Raw genomic sequence first — 16,996 nt, 5'->3', positions numbered from 1 at the left:
GCTGTCGGGCACCCGCCGATGGGCGGCTCGTCCCGCTCGTTCCGAAGGCCCTGGTCCCATGCCACTGACCCCGCCCCCGCGCCGGCTCGAAGCCGCCGGTTCCGCACTGGCCGACGAGGTCTACCGTCTGCTCGCCCGCGCGATCGTCGACGGAGAACTCGCGGCCGGTGAGCGCCTGCGCGACGTCGAGATCGCCGGCCTGCTGGGGGTGTCCCGCACTCCGGTCCGCGAGGCGCTGCAGCGGCTCGAGCGGCTCGGTCTCGTCGAGGTGGCCGCGCACAGATACACGCGCGTGACGACGCCGGATGCCGCACTGGCGGGCGAGGCGACCGAATTCATCGGCCGCATCTCGGGGGTCGCGCTCGAGCTGGCCCTGCATCACGCGGACGCTGCGGAGGTGCAGAACATGGCGGCGCTGCTGGACGAGATGATCGACGCGTCGCAGACGGACGACCCTGAGCGGATCATGGCCACCTGCGTCGCGTTCTACCGGGCTGCCACATTGGCATGCCGCAACCGCCTGCTGATCGCGGTCATCCGCGATGCCCACCTGCCTGTGGAGCGGCTCGTCGGCGACTGGGTGCCGTACGCCGGCGAGCCGGCTCGGCGCACCGAATCGTTCCGGATGCTGCGCGAGGCGGTGCTCGCTCGTGATGCGGAGCAGGCCGAGCGCATCGTGCGCGAGCAGCATCCCCTCGTCTGACCCCGGTCCGGGGCCCGGGAACAGAACGGCCCCCGTCGGGATGGTTTCCGGTCGGGGGCTGTTCTGGTCTTTCTGTCCTGTGCGCGAGGGGGGACTTGAACCCCCACGCCCTTGCGGGCACTGGCACCTGAAGCCAGCGCGTCTACCTATTCCGCCACTCGCGCGAGTCGACGATCAGGACCGCCGAAACTCAACTTCGCGAGTTTATCACGGCGCGAACGGCCGCCCGCGACCCCGTCCGGGCGGGCTCGCACTCCGCTGTCCGGGCTCGTCCAGGGGGGCTGACTACGATAGCCATACCATCCGCCCGCCCGAGGAGCCCCGTGGGACTACTTGACAGCTTCGAGAAAGGTCTCGAACGCGCCGTCAACGGCGCCTTCGCCAAGACCTTCCGCAGCGGCATCCAGCCGGTCGAGATCGCGTCGGCCCTTCGTCGCGAACTCGACACCAAGTCGGCGATCGTCAGCCGCGACCGCATCCTCGCCCCGAACACCCTGTCCGTGTCGCTCGGCACCGACGACGCCGCACGCATGGCGGGACTCGGCGAGGCCGTTCTCGATGAGCTGCGCCAGCTGGTCGAGAAGCACGCGAAGGCACAGGGGTACACGTTCGCGGGACCCGTCACCGTGACCCTGACCACGGATGCCGCGCTCTCGCCCGGAACTCTGCGCGTGCAGTCAGCCACGCAAGAGGGACAGGTGTCGTGGCGGGCCGTGATCGACGTCGCCGGCGCGCGCCACCCGCTCACGCAGGGCCGCACGGTGATCGGGCGCGGCAGCGACGCCGACATCACGATCGCCGACTCGGGCACGAGCCGCAAGCACGTCGAGATCCTCTGGGACGGCGAGCGCGCGATGGTGCGCGACCTCGGTTCGACGAACGGCACGACCCTCGACGGCGAGCGCGTCTCGCAGGCCGCCCTCGCCCCCGACGCCACCGTGCGGATCGGCCGCACCGACATCGTGTTCCGCATCGTCGCGCAGGCCCGACCGCCGCGGCCGCCCCTGCCCACCGACGCCACGCGCGCCTTCGACCGACCGACGGGCGGCACTTCATGAGCGAGCTGACGCTGCTGCTGCTGCGCGTGGGGTTCCTGATCCTGCTGTGGGTCTTCGTGTTCGTCGTCGTGTACTCGGTGCGAGCCGACCTGTTCGGGATGAAGGTGCGCCGCATCCCCAGCCCCGCCGAAGCCGCTGCGGGGGGCCCCGGCGCCGCGACGACCCCCCCGGGCGGCACGGCGCCGGCCGCCCCGACTCCGCCCAAGGCTCCGCGCCCCGCGGCCAAGGGCGGCGCCGCCACGACCGAATCGGTCGCCCGCATCGTCATCACGTCCGGACCCAAGGCCGGACTCGAGCTGCCTCTCGGCACGGAGCCGCTGACGATCGGCCGTTCGAGTGAATCGGGCTTGGTCATCCGCGACGACTACACCTCGAGCCACCACGCGCGCCTCGTGCTGTGGGGCGAGCAGTGGATGATCCAGGATCTCGACTCGACGAACGGCACGAGCCACGACGGCGTGCGGGTGCAGGCCCCGACGCCCGTGACGGTCGGCGCCCCGATCAAGGTCGGCGCGACGACGTTCGAGCTGCGGTCGTAAACAGATGGTCTTCCAGGGCTCTTCGGTCGCGCTCTCGCACACCGGCAAGGTGCGGGCGAACAATCAGGACTCCGGCTACGCCGGGTCGAACCTGTTCGTCGTCGCGGACGGGATGGGCGGCCACGCGGGGGGCGACGTCGCATCCTCGCTCGCGGTGCGCCAGCTCGAAGACCTCGACCACTCGTTCGCCTCGACGGCCGAGGCCGAGCGGGCGCTGCGCGAAGCCGTGGCCGGTACCGCCGGCGACATCATCGAGATGGTGGCGCGCCGCCCCGAGCTCTCAGGAATGGGCACGACCGTGAGCGCACTGCTCATGGTCGACGACCACGCCGTCATCGCGCACATCGGCGACTCGCGGATCTACCTGTTCCGCGATGGGCAGCTCACGCAGATCACGGCCGACCACACCTTCGTGCAGCGCCTGGTCGACTCCGGTCGCATCACCGTGGAGGAGGCCCGCTACCACCCCCGCCGCTCGGTGCTGATGCGCGTGCTCGGCGACATGGATCCGGATCCCGACGTCGACACGTTCCTCATGGCCACCCAGCCCGGTGACCGGTGGCTGCTCTGCTCCGACGGGCTGTCGGGCGTCGTCGACGACCCGCACACCTCGAAGGCGCTGGCGCAGGGCCTCACTCCGGCTCGCACGGCGGATCTCCTCCTCAAGCAGACCCTGGATGCGGGCGCGCCCGACAACGTCACCATCGTGATCGTCGACGTCGGCGGGCCGCATCCGGTCGTCACGGGCACGCCGACGATCGTCGGCTCGGCGTCGACACCGCTGGATGTCGAGGTGCCCAGCTCGACCCGCCCCGGCTGGGCGGGATGGCTGCACCCCGTGCGCCAAGCGGCGAACGAGCCCACCCACTTCGAACCCGACGCCGAGTTCCTCGAGGAGCTGATCGAGGAGGACCGGCGCCGCGCCCGGCGTCGTCGGATCGGCTGGATCTCGGGTGCCGTGATCGTCGGCGCGCTCATGATCGTCGCGCTCGTCGTGGCCTACAACTGGACGCAGACGCGCTTCTTCGTCGGTGCCGACGAAGACACCGTCGTGGTCTACCGCGGCATCCAGCAGGATCTCGGCCCGATCCCCCTCTCGAGCGTCTACGAAGAGACGGGGATCTCGCTCGAAGACCTGCCCGCGTTCACGCGACAGACCGTCGAGGCCACGATCTCGGCCGAGTCCCTCGCGCAGGCCCACGAGATCGTCGACCGCCTTCGCAGCGCAGCCGAGGCGATGCCGTGAACGCCCGGCCCGACACCGACACCTCGGCCGTGAGCGCCGACACGACCGTCGTGCGCGCCCTGCGCAAGCTGCGGATGCCGCAGACGCACCGCAACCGCGAACTGGGACTGCTGCTGCTGTCGTTCGCCGTCGTCGGGGGCGCGATCGCGCTCGTGCAGCTCGGCGCGATGGGCGGGGTGGACTGGTCGATCCTCGTCTACGCGGGGGTCCTCGCCGTGCTCGTGCTCGCGCTGCACATCGCGCTGCGCCTGACGGCTCCGAATGCCGACCCCCTCGTCGTCCCGATCGCGACGACGTTGACCGGACTCGGGATCGCGATGATCTACCGGATCGACCTCGCCGGCGACCTCGCGGGATGGGAGGCGTACTCGATCCGCCAGATCGCCTGGACGGGGATCGCCGTGGCCGCGGCGGTGACGGTGGTGCTCACGCTGCGCAACTACCGCGTGCTCTTCCGCTACACCTACCTCTCGGGCCTCGTCGGGCTCGTGCTGCTCATCCTCCCGATCATCCCGGGCCTGGCCATCGAAGACGCCAACGCCGCCGTCTGGGTCTCGGTGGGCGGCATCTTCACCTTCCAGCCGGCCGAGCTCGCGAAGATCGCCCTGGCGGTCTTCTTCGCCGGCTACCTCGTGCGCACCCGCGAGAGCCTCGCCTCGACCGGGCACCGCTTCCTGGGCGTGTCGTGGCCGAGGGCGCGCGAGATCGGCCCGCTGCTGGTCATCTGGCTCGTCTCGCTCGGGATCATCGTGCTCCAGCGCGACATCGGCACGAGCGTGCTGGTGTTCGGCATGTTCGTCGCAATGCTCTACACCGCGACCGGTCGCACCAGCTGGGTGCTCATCGGGCTCGGCATGGCCGCCGCGGGCGTCGTGCTGGCGGCGCAGGTCATGCCGTACGTCGGGCTGCGGTTCCAGGCATGGCTGCGGGCGTTCGACCCCGAGGTGATCGACAGCGTCGGCGGCAGCTATCAGCTGGTGCAGGGCATCTTCGGGCTCGCTCAGGGCGGGCTTCTCGGCACCGGACTGGGCCAGGGCCGGCCCTATCTCACGCCCCTCTCGCGCAGCGACTACATCCTCCCGAGCCTGGGTGAGGAGCTCGGGCTCGTCGGGGTCTTCGCGGTGCTGTGCCTGTACATGATCTTCGTCAGCCGCGGCATCCGCATCGGACTGGCCGGCCAGGACGACTTCGGCAAGCTGCTGGCCACCGGACTCGCCTTCACCCTCGCCCTGCAGGTGTTCATCATGGTCGGCGGCGTCACCCGCGTCATCCCGCTCACCGGTCTCACGACCCCGTTCCTGGCCGCGGGAGGGTCCTCGCTCGTGGCGAACTGGATCATCGTGGCCCTGCTGCTGCGCGTGTCGGATGCCGTGCGGTCGAGCCCCCGGGTGGTGATCGGATGAACAAGGAGCTGCGGCGCCTGTCGGTCGTCGTGCTGGCGATGTTCCTCGCGCTGTTCGTCGCGACGAGCTGGATCCAGGTCGTTCAGGTCGACACCCTCGCCGACGACCCGCGCAACACCCGCGCGCTGTACGACAGCTACCAGGTGCAGCGGGGGGCGATCATCGCGGACGGGTCCGCGATCGCGTACTCGACGCCCTCGGACGACGTCTACTCCTTCCAGCGCGTCTACGCCGAGGGAGCGATGTGGGCGCCGGTCACCGGTTACATCAACCCGATGCTGGGGGCGGCGACGGGGCTCGAGGCCGCAATGAACCAGGAGCTGTCGGGAACGAGCGGGTCGGCGTTCCTGCAGCGCGTCGAGCAGATCGTCACCGGCCAGAAGCCTCAGGGATCGAACGTCGTGACGAGCCTGGACCCCGCCGTGCAGCGCGCCGCATTCGAGGCGCTCGGCGACCTGCAGGGAGCCGTGATCGCGATCGAGCCGAGCACGGGACGCGTGCTGGCGATGGCCTCCAGCCCGAGCTTCGATGCGAACCTGCTCGCCGCGCACGACGCGTCGCAGGTCGAGGAGGTCTACGAAGCCCTCGAGGCCGACCCGCTCGACCCGTTGTCGAACCGCGCCATCGCCGGCGACCTCAACCCGCCGGGGTCGACCTTCAAGCTCGTCGTGGCGTCCGCAGCGCTCGCCTCGGGGGAGTACACCCCCGACTCCACCTTCGACAATCCCGCCCGGTGGGAGCTGCCGGGGTCGTCGAACACCATCAGCAACGCCGACGGTGGCACGTGCGGTCCGGGCGACACGGTGACGCTCGCCGACGCGCTGCGGCTCTCGTGCAACATCCCGATGGCACAGCTGGCCGTCGAGCTCGGCGACACGGCGATCCGGGAGGAGGCGGAGCGGTACGGCTTCAACTTCTCGTTCGTGATGCCGCTCGTCTCGACCCCCTCGAGCTATCCCCGTGCCCTCGACGATGCGCAGACAGCGCTGACGGGCTTCGGCCAGGGTCAGGTGACGGCCACGCCCTTGCAGATGGCGATGGTCTCGGCCGGCATCGCCAACGGGGGCAGCGTCATGAACCCCCGCATGGTCGACCGCGTGATCGGTCCCGACCTGTCGGTGCAGCAGAGCTTCGAAGACGAGGAATTCCAGCGGGCGCTGAGCGAGGAGGACGCCGCCACCATGACCGAGATGATGGTCGCCAATGTCAGTGAGGGCATCGCGTCGGGTGCAAGAATAGACGGGGTCGATGTGGCCGGGAAGACGGGCACAGCCGAGAACGGCACCGACGACCCGTACACCCTCTGGTTCACGGGCTTCGCGCCCGCCGACGATCCGCAGGTCGCGGTCGCGGTCGTGATCGAGGACGGCGGAGGTTTGGGTCAGTCGGGGCAGTCCAACCGGATTGCGGCTCCGATCGGCAAGGCGGTCATGGAGGCGGTGCTGGAGCGATGAGACCAACACAGGGTGTGTCCTTCGGCGGACGGTACGAGCTCGTCTCCCGCATCGCGATCGGCGGTATGGGGGAGGTCTGGGAGGCCACCGACCATGTGATCGGGCGCACGGTCGCCATCAAGATCCTCAAGGACGAGTACATGGGGGACCCCGGGTTCCTCGAGCGCTTCCGGGCCGAGGCCCGGCACGCGGCCCTCGTCAACCATGAGGGCATCGCCAGCGTCTTCGACTACGGCGAGGAGAACGGCAGCGCGTTCCTCGTCATGGAGCTCGTTCCCGGTGAGGCGCTGTCGACGATCCTGGAGCGGGACGGGTCGCTCTCGAGCGACAAGACCCTCGACATCGTCGCGCAGACCTCCGCGGCACTGCAGGCCGCGCACGCCGCCGGCCTGGTGCATCGCGACATCAAGCCCGGCAACCTTCTGATCACCCCCGACGGCCGCGTGAAGATCACGGATTTCGGCATCGCCCGCATCGCCGACCAGGTGCCGTTGACCGCGACCGGCCAGGTGATGGGCACGGTGCAGTACCTGTCGCCGGAGCAGGCGTCGGGGCACCCGGCATCCGCGACGACCGACATCTACTCGCTCGGGATCGTCGCCTACGAGTGCCTCGCCGGCAAGCGTCCATTCACGGGCGAATCGCAGGTCGCGATCGCGATGGCCCAGATCAACGAGCAGCCCCCGCCGCTGCCGCCGACGATCGCCGAACCGGTGCGGAACCTCGTGATGGCGATGATCGCCAAGAAGCCGGAGGACCGCCCCGCGTCGGCGGCCGCGGTGGCGCGCGCGGCATCCGCCCTGCGACGCGGAGACATGACGGCCGCCGCTGCCGCCGTGCCCGCCCTCGCCGCCGGCGTCGCGAGCGATGACGCGACCCAGCTGCTCACGCCCGAGAACCAAGACGACGCCACCCGGATCATGACCGCGGCCGGTCCGGCTGCGGCTGGTGTGGCCGCCGTCGACGAGGAGCCGGCCGCCGACGCCGACAAGCGCAAGCGGAGTCCGTGGACGTGGCCACTCGTGGCGCTCATCGTGCTGCTGCTCCTCGTGCTCGGGGGGACCGTGTGGGCTCTGCTGGCCAGCCCGGGTGGCGGGGACGACCCCTCCGGCACGCCGACGACCACCGAGCCCACGCCGGAACCCTCGACGCCGGATGGCACCCCGACGCCGACGACCGTCGACATCGACGCGCTCGACCTCGACGGCCAGGACTGCGAGACCGCCCGCCAGACCGCCCTGGACGCCGGGATGGAGAACGTCTCGTGCGAGGACGGAAACACGGCCTCCAGTGCCGACCAGGTCGGGATCGTCTATGACGTCAACCCGGTCGGGCCCAGCGTTCCCATGTCGACACCGCTGGTGCTCACCCGTTACGCACCCCAGACCGAGATGCCCCAGCCGTCGGCGCCCACGATCGACGGCGGCGCGGCCGAGGTCGAGGCTGACTCGACCGTTCCGGTGAACTGGTCGGGATACAGCTGCCCGTCGGGCACGGGTGCGGTCGCCGCGTACAACCTCACCGCCGTGAACGGACTGTTCTCCAACGGCGAGTCGACCTACGTCGCCGGCCCTTCGGAGCGCCCGGTGGATGTGACCGTGGGCTCGGCGGAAGGCGATTCCCTGATCGTCAGCTACACGGTGACCTGCGCCGGCGGACAGAGCTCGGAGCGCACCTCCGGCGCGTCGCCCGAGGGCCAGGCCACGATCGTCGCCCCCGAGAACGGTGGCGGCGACGGGGGCGACACGAGCGGGAACGGCAACGGAAACGGCAACGGATCCGGCAACGGGAACAGCGAGGGCAGCGGCGACGCCGCCGGGGACGGGGCGTGAGCCCCCGCCCCCGGAATACACGGACGAGTAGGCTAGGCTCGCAGTCGTCCGACGCGCCGAGGAGTACACCGTGACGAACGAGCCACGCGTGCTCTCGAGTCGGTACCGCATCGACGACCTCATCGGGCGCGGCGGCATGGCCAGCGTCTACCGCGGATTCGATCAGACCCTCGGTCGGCCCGTCGCCGTCAAGATCCTCAACCGCGATCTGGCCGATGACTCGGCGTTCCGCACCCGGTTCCGACTCGAGGCGCAGGCCGCGTCGCGCATGGCGCACCCCACGATCGTCCGCGTGTACGACGCGGGCGAAGACAGCGAGACGGATGCCGCCGGCGCCGTGCACACCGTGCCCTACATCGTCATGGAACTCGTCCGCGGTTCCCTGCTCAAGGACGTCATCGCCGACGGCCCCGTACCCGAGAACGATGCCGTGCGCTACGTCGACGGCATCCTCGAGGCCCTCGAGTACTCCCATCGGGCCGGCGTCGTGCACCGCGACATCAAGCCCGGCAACATCATGATCACCCCCTCCGGCGGGATCAAGGTCATGGACTTCGGCATCGCCCGCGCCGTGTCGGACTCATCGTCGACCGTGGCCGACACCACCGCCATCCTCGGGACGGCCGCCTACTTCTCTCCGGAGCAGGCCAAGGGCGAGCCCGTCGACGCGCGCGCGGATCTGTACTCGACCGGCGTGGTGCTGTTCGAACTGCTTACCGGGCGCACTCCGTTCCGGGGCGAGTCTCCCGTCGCGGTCGCCTACCAGCACGTGAGCGAAGCGCCCGTGCCCCCGTCCGAGGTCACGCCGTCGGTATCGCGTGCGCTCGATGCGGTCGTCCTGCGGGCGCTGGCGAAGGACCCCTACCAGCGGTTCCAGACCGCGGCCGAGTTCCGTGAGACGCTCGTCGAGGCCGTCGACGGCGTCGCCCCGAGCAAGCGTCAGGTGAACGCCCTGACCAGCGATCTCTACGGACCCAACCCCCGTCAGGCCGCCGAGACGGCACGCTCGCTGCGGCAGCTGAGCAGCGATACGACGATGACCCGCACTCAGAGCGGCCCGCCCGCGGCGTGGATCTGGACCGGGGTCGCCGTGCTCGCCGTCGTGATCATCTCGCTGTTCTTCTGGATCGTGACGATCCAGCCCGGTTCGGATGTGCCGGCCGACTCGCGAATCGTGCCCGACATCTCCGGAATGTCGTATGACGCCGCCGAAGTGCTCCTCATCGAGGAGGATCTCGAGCCCGTGCCCGTCGAAGAGACCAACAGCTCCGTGCCGGAAGGCGATGTGATCCGATCCGTGCCGGCAGCAGGGACGAGCGTGAACGTGGCTCAAGAGATCCGCGTGTACGTGTCGACGGGAGCCGAGACGGTCCAGATCCCCCCGCTCGAAGGCCTCAGCACCGAAGACGCGCGTGCGGCGCTCGACGCGGCCGGTCTGCAGGTCGGGCAGATCTCATCCCGCAGCGTGCCCGGCCTGTCCGAGGGGACCGTCATCTCGGCGACGCCCTCCGACGGCGCCGAGGTCATCGTCGGCTCGACGGTCGACCTCGTCACGGCCACCGGACGCGTCGCCCTGAACAACTATGTCGGGTTCACCCTCGAGCGCGCGGTCGAAGAGATCGAAGGCTCCAACGTGCAGCTGACGGTGGAGACGAGCGAGGACCCCAACTGCCCGGCGACGGACCCACCGACCGTGTCGCAGCAGTCCATCGCACCGGGTGAGGCCCCCGTCGGCTCGACGGTCGTGCTCACCTCCTGCACGGGGGACTCTCCCTGACGCTGCTCAGGATGCCGCGGCCACGAGCGGCTGACGCCCTCGTGCGGCGGGCAGCGCCTGCGGCATCCCGGCCGAGGCGAGCCAGTTGGCCAGCAGGCGGAACCCGTGCTCGGTGAGCACGCTCTCGGGATGGAACTGGACGCCCGAGATCGGCAACGTGCGGTGACGGAGCGCCATGATCGTGCCGGTGTCGGTGCGAGCCGTCACCTCGATCCGGTCGGGAGGCAGTGAACCCTCGACGACCGCCAGCGAGTGGTAGCGTCCGGCGATGAAGGTCGGCGGCAGACCCGCGAACAGACCCTCACCGTCGTGCGTCACCCGTGACACCTTGCCGTGCATCAACTCGGGCGCGGTCTCGACGCGTCCACCGAACACCTCGGCGATCGCCTGGTGCCCGAGGCAGACGCCCAGGAGGGGCGAGCGTGCGGCAGCCGCGGCACGCACCACCTCAGGGCTCGCTCCCGCATCGCGGGGAGCACCGGGCCCGGGCGAGAGCAGCACCGCGCGGTACGGCGCGATCGTCGCCGCCGCGCTACCGTCGCCGATCTCGCGGCTGCGCACGACGTCGACGCGGGCGCCGAGTTGACTCAGGTAGTCGCACAGCGTGAACACGAAGCTGTCGTCGTTGTCGACGACGAGCACGTCACTCATCGTCGTGCGTCGTCCGCGGCACCGGTCACTGCACCGTCACCTCTTCTGGTGCGAGCCACATCGACACGACCGGGAAGACGTAGAGGAACAGCGCCGCGACGATCGCTGCGGCGAGCACGAGGACGATCAGCAGCCGGAGCCACCACGGGCCGGGCAGGACGTGCCAGAGGGCGGCGTACATCAGGCGTCTCCTTCCGCCGCGAGGAAGGCCGGCGGGCCCTCTTCGCGCGGAACGAAGGAATCGAACACGCTGTACGCGATGATCCTCTCGTTCAGGGTGTGCTTGGGTGAGCAGCTGGTCATCGTCAGGTAGCGCTCCCCGACGCCGCCGACGGAGTCGACCGCCGGAATCGGATTGAGCACCTCGACGGCGCTGGGCCGCACGTAGTCGAGCGATCGGAACGTGTAGGTGTACCAGCCGTCGGCCGTCTCGATCACGATCGGGTCCCCGACGTGCAGCTCGGCGATCTGGTAGAAGGGCGCGCCGCCATAGCCGGTGCGATGTGCGGCGACGGCGAAGTTGCCCACCTCGCCGGGCATCTGCGTGCCGGGGTAGTGGCCGACGCCGATCGTGTCCAGGGTGCGCTCCCGCGAGACGCCGCCGCCGATGTTCACGGCGAAATCGTCGCCGAAGCGCGGAATCCGCATGATGCCGAAGACCTCGCCGTCCGCGGCCTCGGGGAGCACCACGGGCTCTGCGGCCGGCTCGGCTGCGGGAGTCTCCTCCGGCAGCGGCTCCGGCTCCTGCGGGTCCGCCTCGACGCCCTGGGACCACTGCTCTGACAACGCCTCTGCTTCGGCCTGGTTCTTCGCGGCAGCGAGCGCGTCGCCGATCCCCATCTGCCACACGACGAAGAGGAGGACGACGACACCGGCGGTCACCAGGACCTCGCCGATGACTCCGGGGATGCTGGCACGCCGGCGCGGCCGGCGCGCGCGCGACCGGCGCGTCTCGTGCACGGGGGCGGCAGGGGTGGGACCGTCCCCCCCGGTTTCGGCGGAATCCACGCCGCGATCATAGGACATCCTGCTGAGCGGCGCCTGCTGACTAGACTTGGACCATGGCCCGTTCAGACGACGTCGATCCCGAAACGCCGCGGCGCGACGCCGACACCCCCAACCCCGTGTGGTTCAAGCCGATCATGTTCGGCTTCATGCTGCTCGGTCTGGTCTGGGTGCTCGTCTTCTATGTCAGTGGCGGTGTCCTGCCCATCCCCGGGATCGAGGCCTGGAATCTCGCCATCGGCTTCGGCATCGCCCTCATCGGCTTTCTGATGACGACGCGGTGGCGCTGAGCGCCACGGCGGGAATTACACCGGTGTGATTATCCACACTGTGGATAACCCTGTGGATCATTTCGCGGCGGATCAGACCAGCGCGGGCACCGCGCAGGCAGCGACGAGAGCGACGACGACGGCCCCGACCAGCAGGTTCTGAGCGACCGACTGGTCGGCCCGACGCGTGCGGGCATAGATCAGCCCGAGCAGAGCGCCAACGGCGAGACCACCCAGGTGAGACTGCCAGGAGATCCCGAAGCCGGGGATGAAGCCGATCACCAGGTTGATGCCGAGGATGATCAGGATGCCGGTGATGTTGGCGCCGATGTGTCGTCCGATCACGAGGAGCGCCCCGAGCAGGCCGAACACCGCTCCGGAGGCGCCGACGACCGAGTTGTCGAACCCGATCACGAAGGGGGTCGTCGACCAGAGCGCGACGGCCGTCGAGCCGCCCAGCGCGCTGATCACGTAGAGCGCCAGAAACCGCCCGTGCCCGAGAAGCGGCTCGAGGCTGCGCCCGATCAGCCACACCGCGAGCATGTTGAGGCCCACGTGCCAGAACCCCGAGTGCACCAGTGCGACGGTGAAGATGCGCCACGGCTGGAACGGCACGCCCGTGGTCGGATCGATGAAGGCGCTGTTGAACGCCAGGAGCGACTGGACGACCGGAAACGCGAAGCCGAGGATGAAGAACCCGACCGTGACGCCGACGATCCAGTACGTCACGAGTGGACGGCTGTCGACCCGCCGCACGGCGCGGCGCACCCGCTTGGGCGTCTGCTGCTTCTGCGCCGTCATGCATTCCGGGCAGATCACACCCACCGCGGACTGCGTCTGACACTCGGGGCAGATCGTGCGCAGGCACCGCTGGCACAGCACGAAGCTGCGCCGATCCGGATGCCGGTAGCAGAAGTCGTCGGCGTTGCGCGGCGCGTCAGCGGTCACGCGGGCCGCCGTCAGAGCTTGGTGACGTCGATCGACTGGATCACGACGGGCTCGATCGGCCGGTCGCCGGCCGCCGTCGGAACCTGTGCGATCGCGTCCACGACTGCACGCGATGCGTCATCGGCGACCTCGCCGAAGATCGTGTGCTTGCCCTGCAGCCAGGGCGTGGGGTCGGTGGTGATGAAGAACTGCGAGCCGTTCGTTCCCTCGGCCTTGCCGGTGATCGAGTTGCGACGCAGGCCGGCGTTGGCCATCGCGAGGATATAGGCGGAGCCGAAGGTCAGTTCCGGGTGGATCTCGTCGTCGAAGGTGTAGCCCGGGCCGCCGGTGCCCTGACCGAGCGGGTCGCCCCCCTGGATCATGAACCCCGGGATGATGCGGTGGAACACGACATCGGTGTACAGCGGTCCCTCGCCCGGCTCACCCGTCTTCGGGTCGGTCCACTCTCCCGTGCCGTCGGAGAGGCCGATGAAGTTTCCCACGGTGCGTGGTGCGTGGTCTCCGTAGAGATTCACGGCGATGTCGCCGTGGTTGGTGTGAAGGGTCGCGACGGCGGTGGGGTGCGGCATCCTGCCATTCTCGCATAGGACTTTGCCCCAAAGCCCGGCGGGGGCGGCGCGACGTGGCAAGATGGAGGTCGACGCCCGTCGTCCATCAGCGATCGAGGAGGCCACATGAGCCTGAGCCGCAAGCGCAAGAAGGAACTCCGAAAGCTCCAGGATTCCGCCAACAAACTGTGGGAATCCCAGCAGGTTCTCGTCGGAGAGGCGGCGAACGTCGCTCGGGAAGCGCGCCGGCAGCTCGGCCACTTCTCCCGCGAGCAGGTCGGTCCCGCCGTGCAGGGGGCCTACGAGTCCCGCGTTCTGCCGGCGGTCGACAAGACGGTTCGTTACAGCCGTCACACCCTCGATGACCGGGTGATCCCCGCCGTCGGTTCCGCCGTCGGCTCGGCCATGTCGGTGTGGGACACGGCCAATGACACCCGCGCCCGGCTGGCCGCGGGTCGCGGCTTCGAGCTGCCGAGCTCCAAGAAGTTCAACAAGAAGGCCGATGGCTACCGCAAGAAGGCCACCAAGGCGATGTCGAAGAAGCTCTCGGCCTACTCGCCCGCGCCCCAGAAGTCGGGCATCGGCGTCGGCGGTGTGATCGCCATCGTGTTCGGCGCCGTCGCGGCCCTCGGCGTGCTGTACGCCGCCTGGCAGACGCTCCGGGCAGACGACGAGCTGTGGGTCGCGGACGACCCCCTCGCCGCACCGGATGCCTGAACCGGCTCCATCCGGGCATGACCCGTCAGAGGATGCCGCGACCGCGCGAGTGCGCGACGCGGCATCCTCTCTTGGTCTGTCCATCCGGGTGCGCCGCCGCCCGCCGGCCCGCTCGCTCGAGGAGGCCGCTGCGGCACTGGGAATCGCCCCCCGCGAGATCGTGAAGACGCTGGTCGTAGCGCGGCGCGGCGAGGGGTTCCTCTTCGCACTCGTGCCCGGCGATCGGCAGATCTCGTGGCCCAAGCTGCGCGCGGCTCTCGGCGTGAACCGCCTGCGTCTCGCCACTCCCGACGAAGCGCTGGCCGCTACCGGGTACGAGCGCGGCACGATCGTCCCGCTCGGCAGTGCGCAGCGGTGGCCGGTGGTCGCGGACGCGTCGATCGGCGGCCAGGTGTCGATGGGCGCCGGGTCCCACGGTTACAACGTCGTCGCGGACGCCGCTGAGCTGCTGTCCGCGCTCGATGCCGTCGTGACCGACATCACAGACGTTCCCTCCGCAGCGCACCTAGGGGAGTGACGAGGCGCAGGGCCGGAGGAAAGTCGGCGACGCGCATCATCGCGTTGCGCAGAACGATCCGCAGCCGGTTGGTCGGCACGAACCAGGCCGCCGTGCGTCGGCCGTTCGCCTGTGTGGCTTCCACACCGGGGCGCACGCGCTCCTCGAACTCGGCCAGCGCAGCATCCACGTCACCATCCTCTGCGTCCCGTCCCGAAACGGCGAGTGTCTCGCCGAGGGCGACGCCCATGGCGAGGGCGATGGAGGCGCCCTGACCGGCGATGAGAGAGACGGCGCAGGCGGCATCGCCGATCAGGATGACCCGACGGTCGTGCCACCGCGGCAGCTGGACCTGCGCGACGACATCGCTGTAGACCTCATCCTGCGGGGGGATCCCGAGCAGGTGCGGCACGAAGCCGCCGAAGGAGCGGTACCGTGCGCGTATCTCCGCCAGGGGATCGACCGGTGCGTGCCGAGCCGCGTCCGTATAGACGAAGAACGCCGCGATCCGTTCGTCACCGACGTCGTACCCGGCGGCCATGCGCCCCGGAGCGTTCATGATGGCGAAGTCCCTGCCGACCGCGTCTCGCACAGGACCATCGGCTCTCGCGAACCAGGCCGCGGTGTGCAGCCCGAGCGGCCGTACCGGGTCGATCACGGTACCGAAGACCTGCGACCGGATGCTCGAATGCACCCCGTCCGCCCCGACGAGCAGGTCGGCGTTCATCTCTTCGGTGGTCGGTCCTGTCTTGCCGTTCCCCCCGGTGTCGATCCGCAGGGTCACACCGTCCTCCCGGTGAACGATCTCACTGATGCGGGCGTCGAAGCGCAGATCCACCCCCGGCGGCAGCGCCGCGAACAGAGCACGCTCGAGATCACCGCGCAGGAGCGAGAGCAGCCGGCCCTGCGCGACCTGCCGCATCCGCGCGTAGTGAAGCCGTGCTCGTACGCGCCCGTTCCAGTCCGCCCAGGTGGCTGCATCGACCTCGTGGGCGAGCGCGTGGAGCGCGTCGAGCACGCCGATGCGCTCCGCCGCCGCGTAGCCCGGCCCGAAGAAGTCGATCATGTAGCCGCCGTCGCGCAGCCGAGGAGCCTGCTCGACCACGCTGACCCGCCACCCGTGGCGGTGCAGTGAGAGGGCGGCGCTCAGGCCGGCGATACCCGCGCCGCAGATGACCGCGTGCATGTTCTCTCCCTCCGTCCCGCACCCTACGCGCGTAGACCCGCCATCTTCAGGCCGATGTCGATCAGGCGCACACGCCGTAGGGAGCGGGCGGCGGCGACCGTGAACCATTCCGCACGGTCGGTGGTGCCGCCCACCTCGTCACGCAGGCGGCCCCCCGTGATGGCGGCGCGATAGACGATGCGCAATGCGTGCAGCGGCGCTCCGGTGTCGCGGTGCACGCGGCGGCCCTCCGGGATGACCCTCGAGTGGATGCCGAGCAGTTCATCCACGCGCACGCGATACCCGGTCTCTTCGCGTACCTCGCGTCGCACGGCGTTCTCCGGGTCTTCCCCCGATTCCAGGCCGCCGCCGGGAAGCGTCCACGCCGTGCGGCGTCCCTGCCGTCCATGGGCGAGCAGGATGCGGCCGTCGTCATCGGTGATGACGGCGTAGGCGGCGACGCGGAGGTCCATTCCTGCCAGCCTAGCCAGGCACGACGGACGGCACCGCGGAGGATGGATACTGTGTGGAGCCTAGGAGATTCGAACTCCTGACATCCTGCTTGCAAAGCAGGCGCTCTACCAACTGAGCTAAGGCCCCGCGGGGGGAGGAACCGGTGGGGCTACCAGGACTTGAACCTGGGACCTCTTCATTATCAGTGAAGCGCTCTAACCGCCTGAGCTATAGCCCCGCAACCTCCAAGACTTTACCCGAACGCGGGTCCTTTCACGAAATCTGTTCCGACGTCTGCCGGGACGCTCGTGCAGGCCGACGCGGGTCAGTTGGAGGTGAAACCGACCAGCAGTCCGCCCGTCACCTTGACGGCGAGGTTGTAGATGCCGGCGACGACCGCGCCCAGCACCGTCACGACGATCAGGTTGAGGATCGCGACGACCGCCGAGAACGCCATCACCTGCGGCAGTCCCACGATCTCCGAGATCGAGATGCCGTTCTCGGAGAAGCTCTGGAAGAACTGGTCGATCTGGGCGATCAGGCCCGTCGTCTGCACGACCATGTAGATCAGGAAGGACGAGACCACCGTCACGATCGCCAATGCCACGGCCGCCAGGAACGACAGCTTCACCGCGGACCAGAAGTCGATGTACACCAGGCGCAGGCGCACCTGCTTGGCGCTCGTCTGCCGCGTCGATTTCTTCGCCAGCTTGTCGGCAACACTACTCATGG

The 16,996-nt window shown here is 69.5% G+C and carries 19 protein-coding genes and 3 tRNA genes; 11 read left to right on the top strand and 11 right to left on the bottom strand.

The window, feature by feature from the left end; all coding sequences use genetic code 11:
• Positions 1-58: 58 nt before the first annotated feature.
• Positions 59-703 (top strand): GntR family transcriptional regulator, encoded by a 645-nt coding sequence (locus M4I32_RS05550; protein WP_319033475.1) that lies wholly within the window; start codon positions 59-61, stop codon positions 701-703.
• A gap of 80 nt (positions 704-783) precedes the next feature.
• On the opposite strand, the gene M4I32_RS05545 is transcribed toward M4I32_RS05550, so the two are convergent.
• Positions 784-867: transfer RNA gene (locus M4I32_RS05545), tRNA-Leu, on the bottom strand.
• 159 nt (positions 868-1,026) lie between these two features.
• Here M4I32_RS05545 and M4I32_RS05540 point away from each other — a divergent pair.
• The 7 genes from M4I32_RS05540 (at position 1,027) to pknB (ending at position 10,012) form a co-directional block, all read left to right on the top strand.
• Complete coding sequence (locus M4I32_RS05540) at positions 1,027-1,761, top strand: DUF3662 and FHA domain-containing protein (protein WP_319033474.1); 735 nt, start codon at positions 1,027-1,029, stop codon at positions 1,759-1,761.
• Positions 1,758-2,300: an FHA domain-containing protein gene (locus tag M4I32_RS05535; protein ID WP_319033473.1), complete on the top strand. Its 543-nt coding sequence runs from the start codon at positions 1,758-1,760 to the stop codon at positions 2,298-2,300. The genes M4I32_RS05540 and M4I32_RS05535 overlap by 4 nt, the downstream gene beginning before the upstream one ends.
• Positions 2,301-2,304: 4 nt before the next feature.
• Positions 2,305-3,546, top strand: coding sequence for a PP2C family serine/threonine-protein phosphatase (locus M4I32_RS05530; protein WP_319033472.1), 1,242 nt, complete (start codon positions 2,305-2,307; stop codon positions 3,544-3,546).
• Positions 3,547-3,620: 74 nt separating this feature from the next.
• Entirely contained in the window at positions 3,621-4,949 is a 1,329-nt protein-coding gene (locus M4I32_RS05525; RefSeq protein ID WP_319033554.1) for an FtsW/RodA/SpoVE family cell cycle protein, read from the top strand.
• On the top strand, positions 4,946-6,403 hold the full coding sequence (locus M4I32_RS05520; protein ID WP_319033471.1) for a penicillin-binding protein 2: 1,458 nt from the start codon (positions 4,946-4,948) through the stop codon (positions 6,401-6,403). Before M4I32_RS05525 ends, M4I32_RS05520 begins: the two co-directional genes overlap by 4 nt.
• Positions 6,400-8,235 (top strand): serine/threonine-protein kinase, encoded by a 1,836-nt coding sequence (locus M4I32_RS05515; protein ID WP_319033470.1) that lies wholly within the window; start codon positions 6,400-6,402, stop codon positions 8,233-8,235. Before M4I32_RS05520 ends, M4I32_RS05515 begins: the two co-directional genes overlap by 4 nt.
• A 70-nt stretch (positions 8,236-8,305) precedes the next feature.
• A complete protein-coding gene (gene pknB / locus M4I32_RS05510; protein ID WP_319033469.1) occupies positions 8,306-10,012 on the top strand; it encodes a Stk1 family PASTA domain-containing Ser/Thr kinase in 1,707 nt (568 codons plus the stop codon).
• A gap of 6 nt (positions 10,013-10,018) precedes the next feature.
• Here pknB and M4I32_RS05505 read toward each other — a convergent pair whose 3' ends face one another.
• The 3 genes from M4I32_RS05505 to M4I32_RS05495 are packed head-to-tail and all read right to left on the bottom strand — an operon-like array spanning position 10,019 to position 11,671.
• A complete protein-coding gene (locus tag M4I32_RS05505; RefSeq protein WP_319033468.1) occupies positions 10,019-10,663 on the bottom strand; it encodes an anthranilate synthase component II in 645 nt (214 codons plus the stop codon).
• Positions 10,664-10,688: 25 nt separating this feature from the next.
• Positions 10,689-10,844 (bottom strand): hypothetical protein, encoded by a 156-nt coding sequence (locus M4I32_RS05500; RefSeq protein WP_319033467.1) that lies wholly within the window; start codon positions 10,842-10,844, stop codon positions 10,689-10,691.
• Positions 10,844-11,671 carry a class E sortase gene (locus M4I32_RS05495; protein ID WP_319033466.1) on the bottom strand — a complete coding sequence of 276 codons (828 nt, stop codon included), beginning with the start codon at positions 11,669-11,671 and terminating at the stop codon, positions 10,844-10,846. Before M4I32_RS05495 ends, M4I32_RS05500 begins: the two co-directional genes overlap by 1 nt.
• Positions 11,672-11,724: 53 nt before the next feature.
• Between M4I32_RS05495 and M4I32_RS05490 the strand changes: the two genes are divergently transcribed.
• A complete protein-coding gene (locus M4I32_RS05490) occupies positions 11,725-11,958 on the top strand; it encodes a cell division protein CrgA (RefSeq protein WP_319033465.1) in 234 nt (77 codons plus the stop codon).
• Between the two features lie 72 nt (positions 11,959-12,030).
• Here the strand turns inward: M4I32_RS05490 and M4I32_RS05485 are convergent, their stop codons facing one another.
• Positions 12,031-12,885: a rhomboid family intramembrane serine protease gene (locus M4I32_RS05485; RefSeq protein WP_319033464.1), complete on the bottom strand. Its 855-nt coding sequence runs from the start codon at positions 12,883-12,885 to the stop codon at positions 12,031-12,033.
• Positions 12,886-12,896: 11 nt separating this feature from the next.
• Positions 12,897-13,454, bottom strand: a complete 558-nt coding sequence (locus M4I32_RS05480) for a peptidylprolyl isomerase (protein ID WP_319033463.1) — start codon at positions 13,452-13,454, stop codon at positions 12,897-12,899.
• A 105-nt stretch (positions 13,455-13,559) separates the two neighbouring features.
• Here M4I32_RS05480 and M4I32_RS05475 point away from each other — a divergent pair, with 105 nt between their 5' ends.
• Together M4I32_RS05475 and M4I32_RS05470 are read left to right on the top strand one after the other, a co-directional pair.
• Entirely contained in the window at positions 13,560-14,150 is a 591-nt protein-coding gene (locus tag M4I32_RS05475; RefSeq protein ID WP_319033462.1) for a DNA helicase, read from the top strand.
• On the top strand, positions 14,143-14,667 hold the full coding sequence (locus M4I32_RS05470) for a YbaK/EbsC family protein (protein ID WP_319033461.1): 525 nt from the start codon (positions 14,143-14,145) through the stop codon (positions 14,665-14,667). Before M4I32_RS05475 ends, M4I32_RS05470 begins: the two co-directional genes overlap by 8 nt.
• Here the strand turns inward: M4I32_RS05470 and M4I32_RS05465 are convergent.
• From M4I32_RS05465 to M4I32_RS05445, 5 genes are all read right to left on the bottom strand, one after another.
• Entirely contained in the window at positions 14,630-15,832 is a 1,203-nt protein-coding gene (locus M4I32_RS05465) for an FAD-dependent oxidoreductase (RefSeq protein WP_319033460.1), read from the bottom strand. The two genes, M4I32_RS05470 and M4I32_RS05465, sit on opposite strands and share 38 nt — an antisense overlap.
• Before the next feature lie 23 nt (positions 15,833-15,855).
• Positions 15,856-16,284: an NUDIX hydrolase gene (locus M4I32_RS05460; RefSeq protein WP_319033459.1), complete on the bottom strand. Its 429-nt coding sequence runs from the start codon at positions 16,282-16,284 to the stop codon at positions 15,856-15,858.
• A gap of 54 nt (positions 16,285-16,338) precedes the next feature.
• Positions 16,339-16,411, bottom strand: a tRNA-Ala gene (locus M4I32_RS05455).
• A gap of 17 nt (positions 16,412-16,428) precedes the next feature.
• Positions 16,429-16,502: transfer RNA gene (locus M4I32_RS05450), tRNA-Ile, on the bottom strand.
• Positions 16,503-16,589: 87 nt separating this feature from the next.
• Positions 16,590-16,994 carry a DUF3566 domain-containing protein gene (locus M4I32_RS05445; RefSeq protein WP_319033458.1) on the bottom strand — a complete coding sequence of 135 codons (405 nt, stop codon included), beginning with the start codon at positions 16,992-16,994 and terminating at the stop codon, positions 16,590-16,592.
• Between the last annotated feature and the right edge of the window lie 2 nt (positions 16,995-16,996).

It is taken from the genome of Microbacterium sp. LRZ72, assembly GCF_033792225.1.
GTDB lineage: Bacteria > Actinomycetota > Actinomycetes > Actinomycetales > Microbacteriaceae > Microbacterium.
This window is presented reverse-complemented; position numbering and strand designations above follow the sequence as displayed.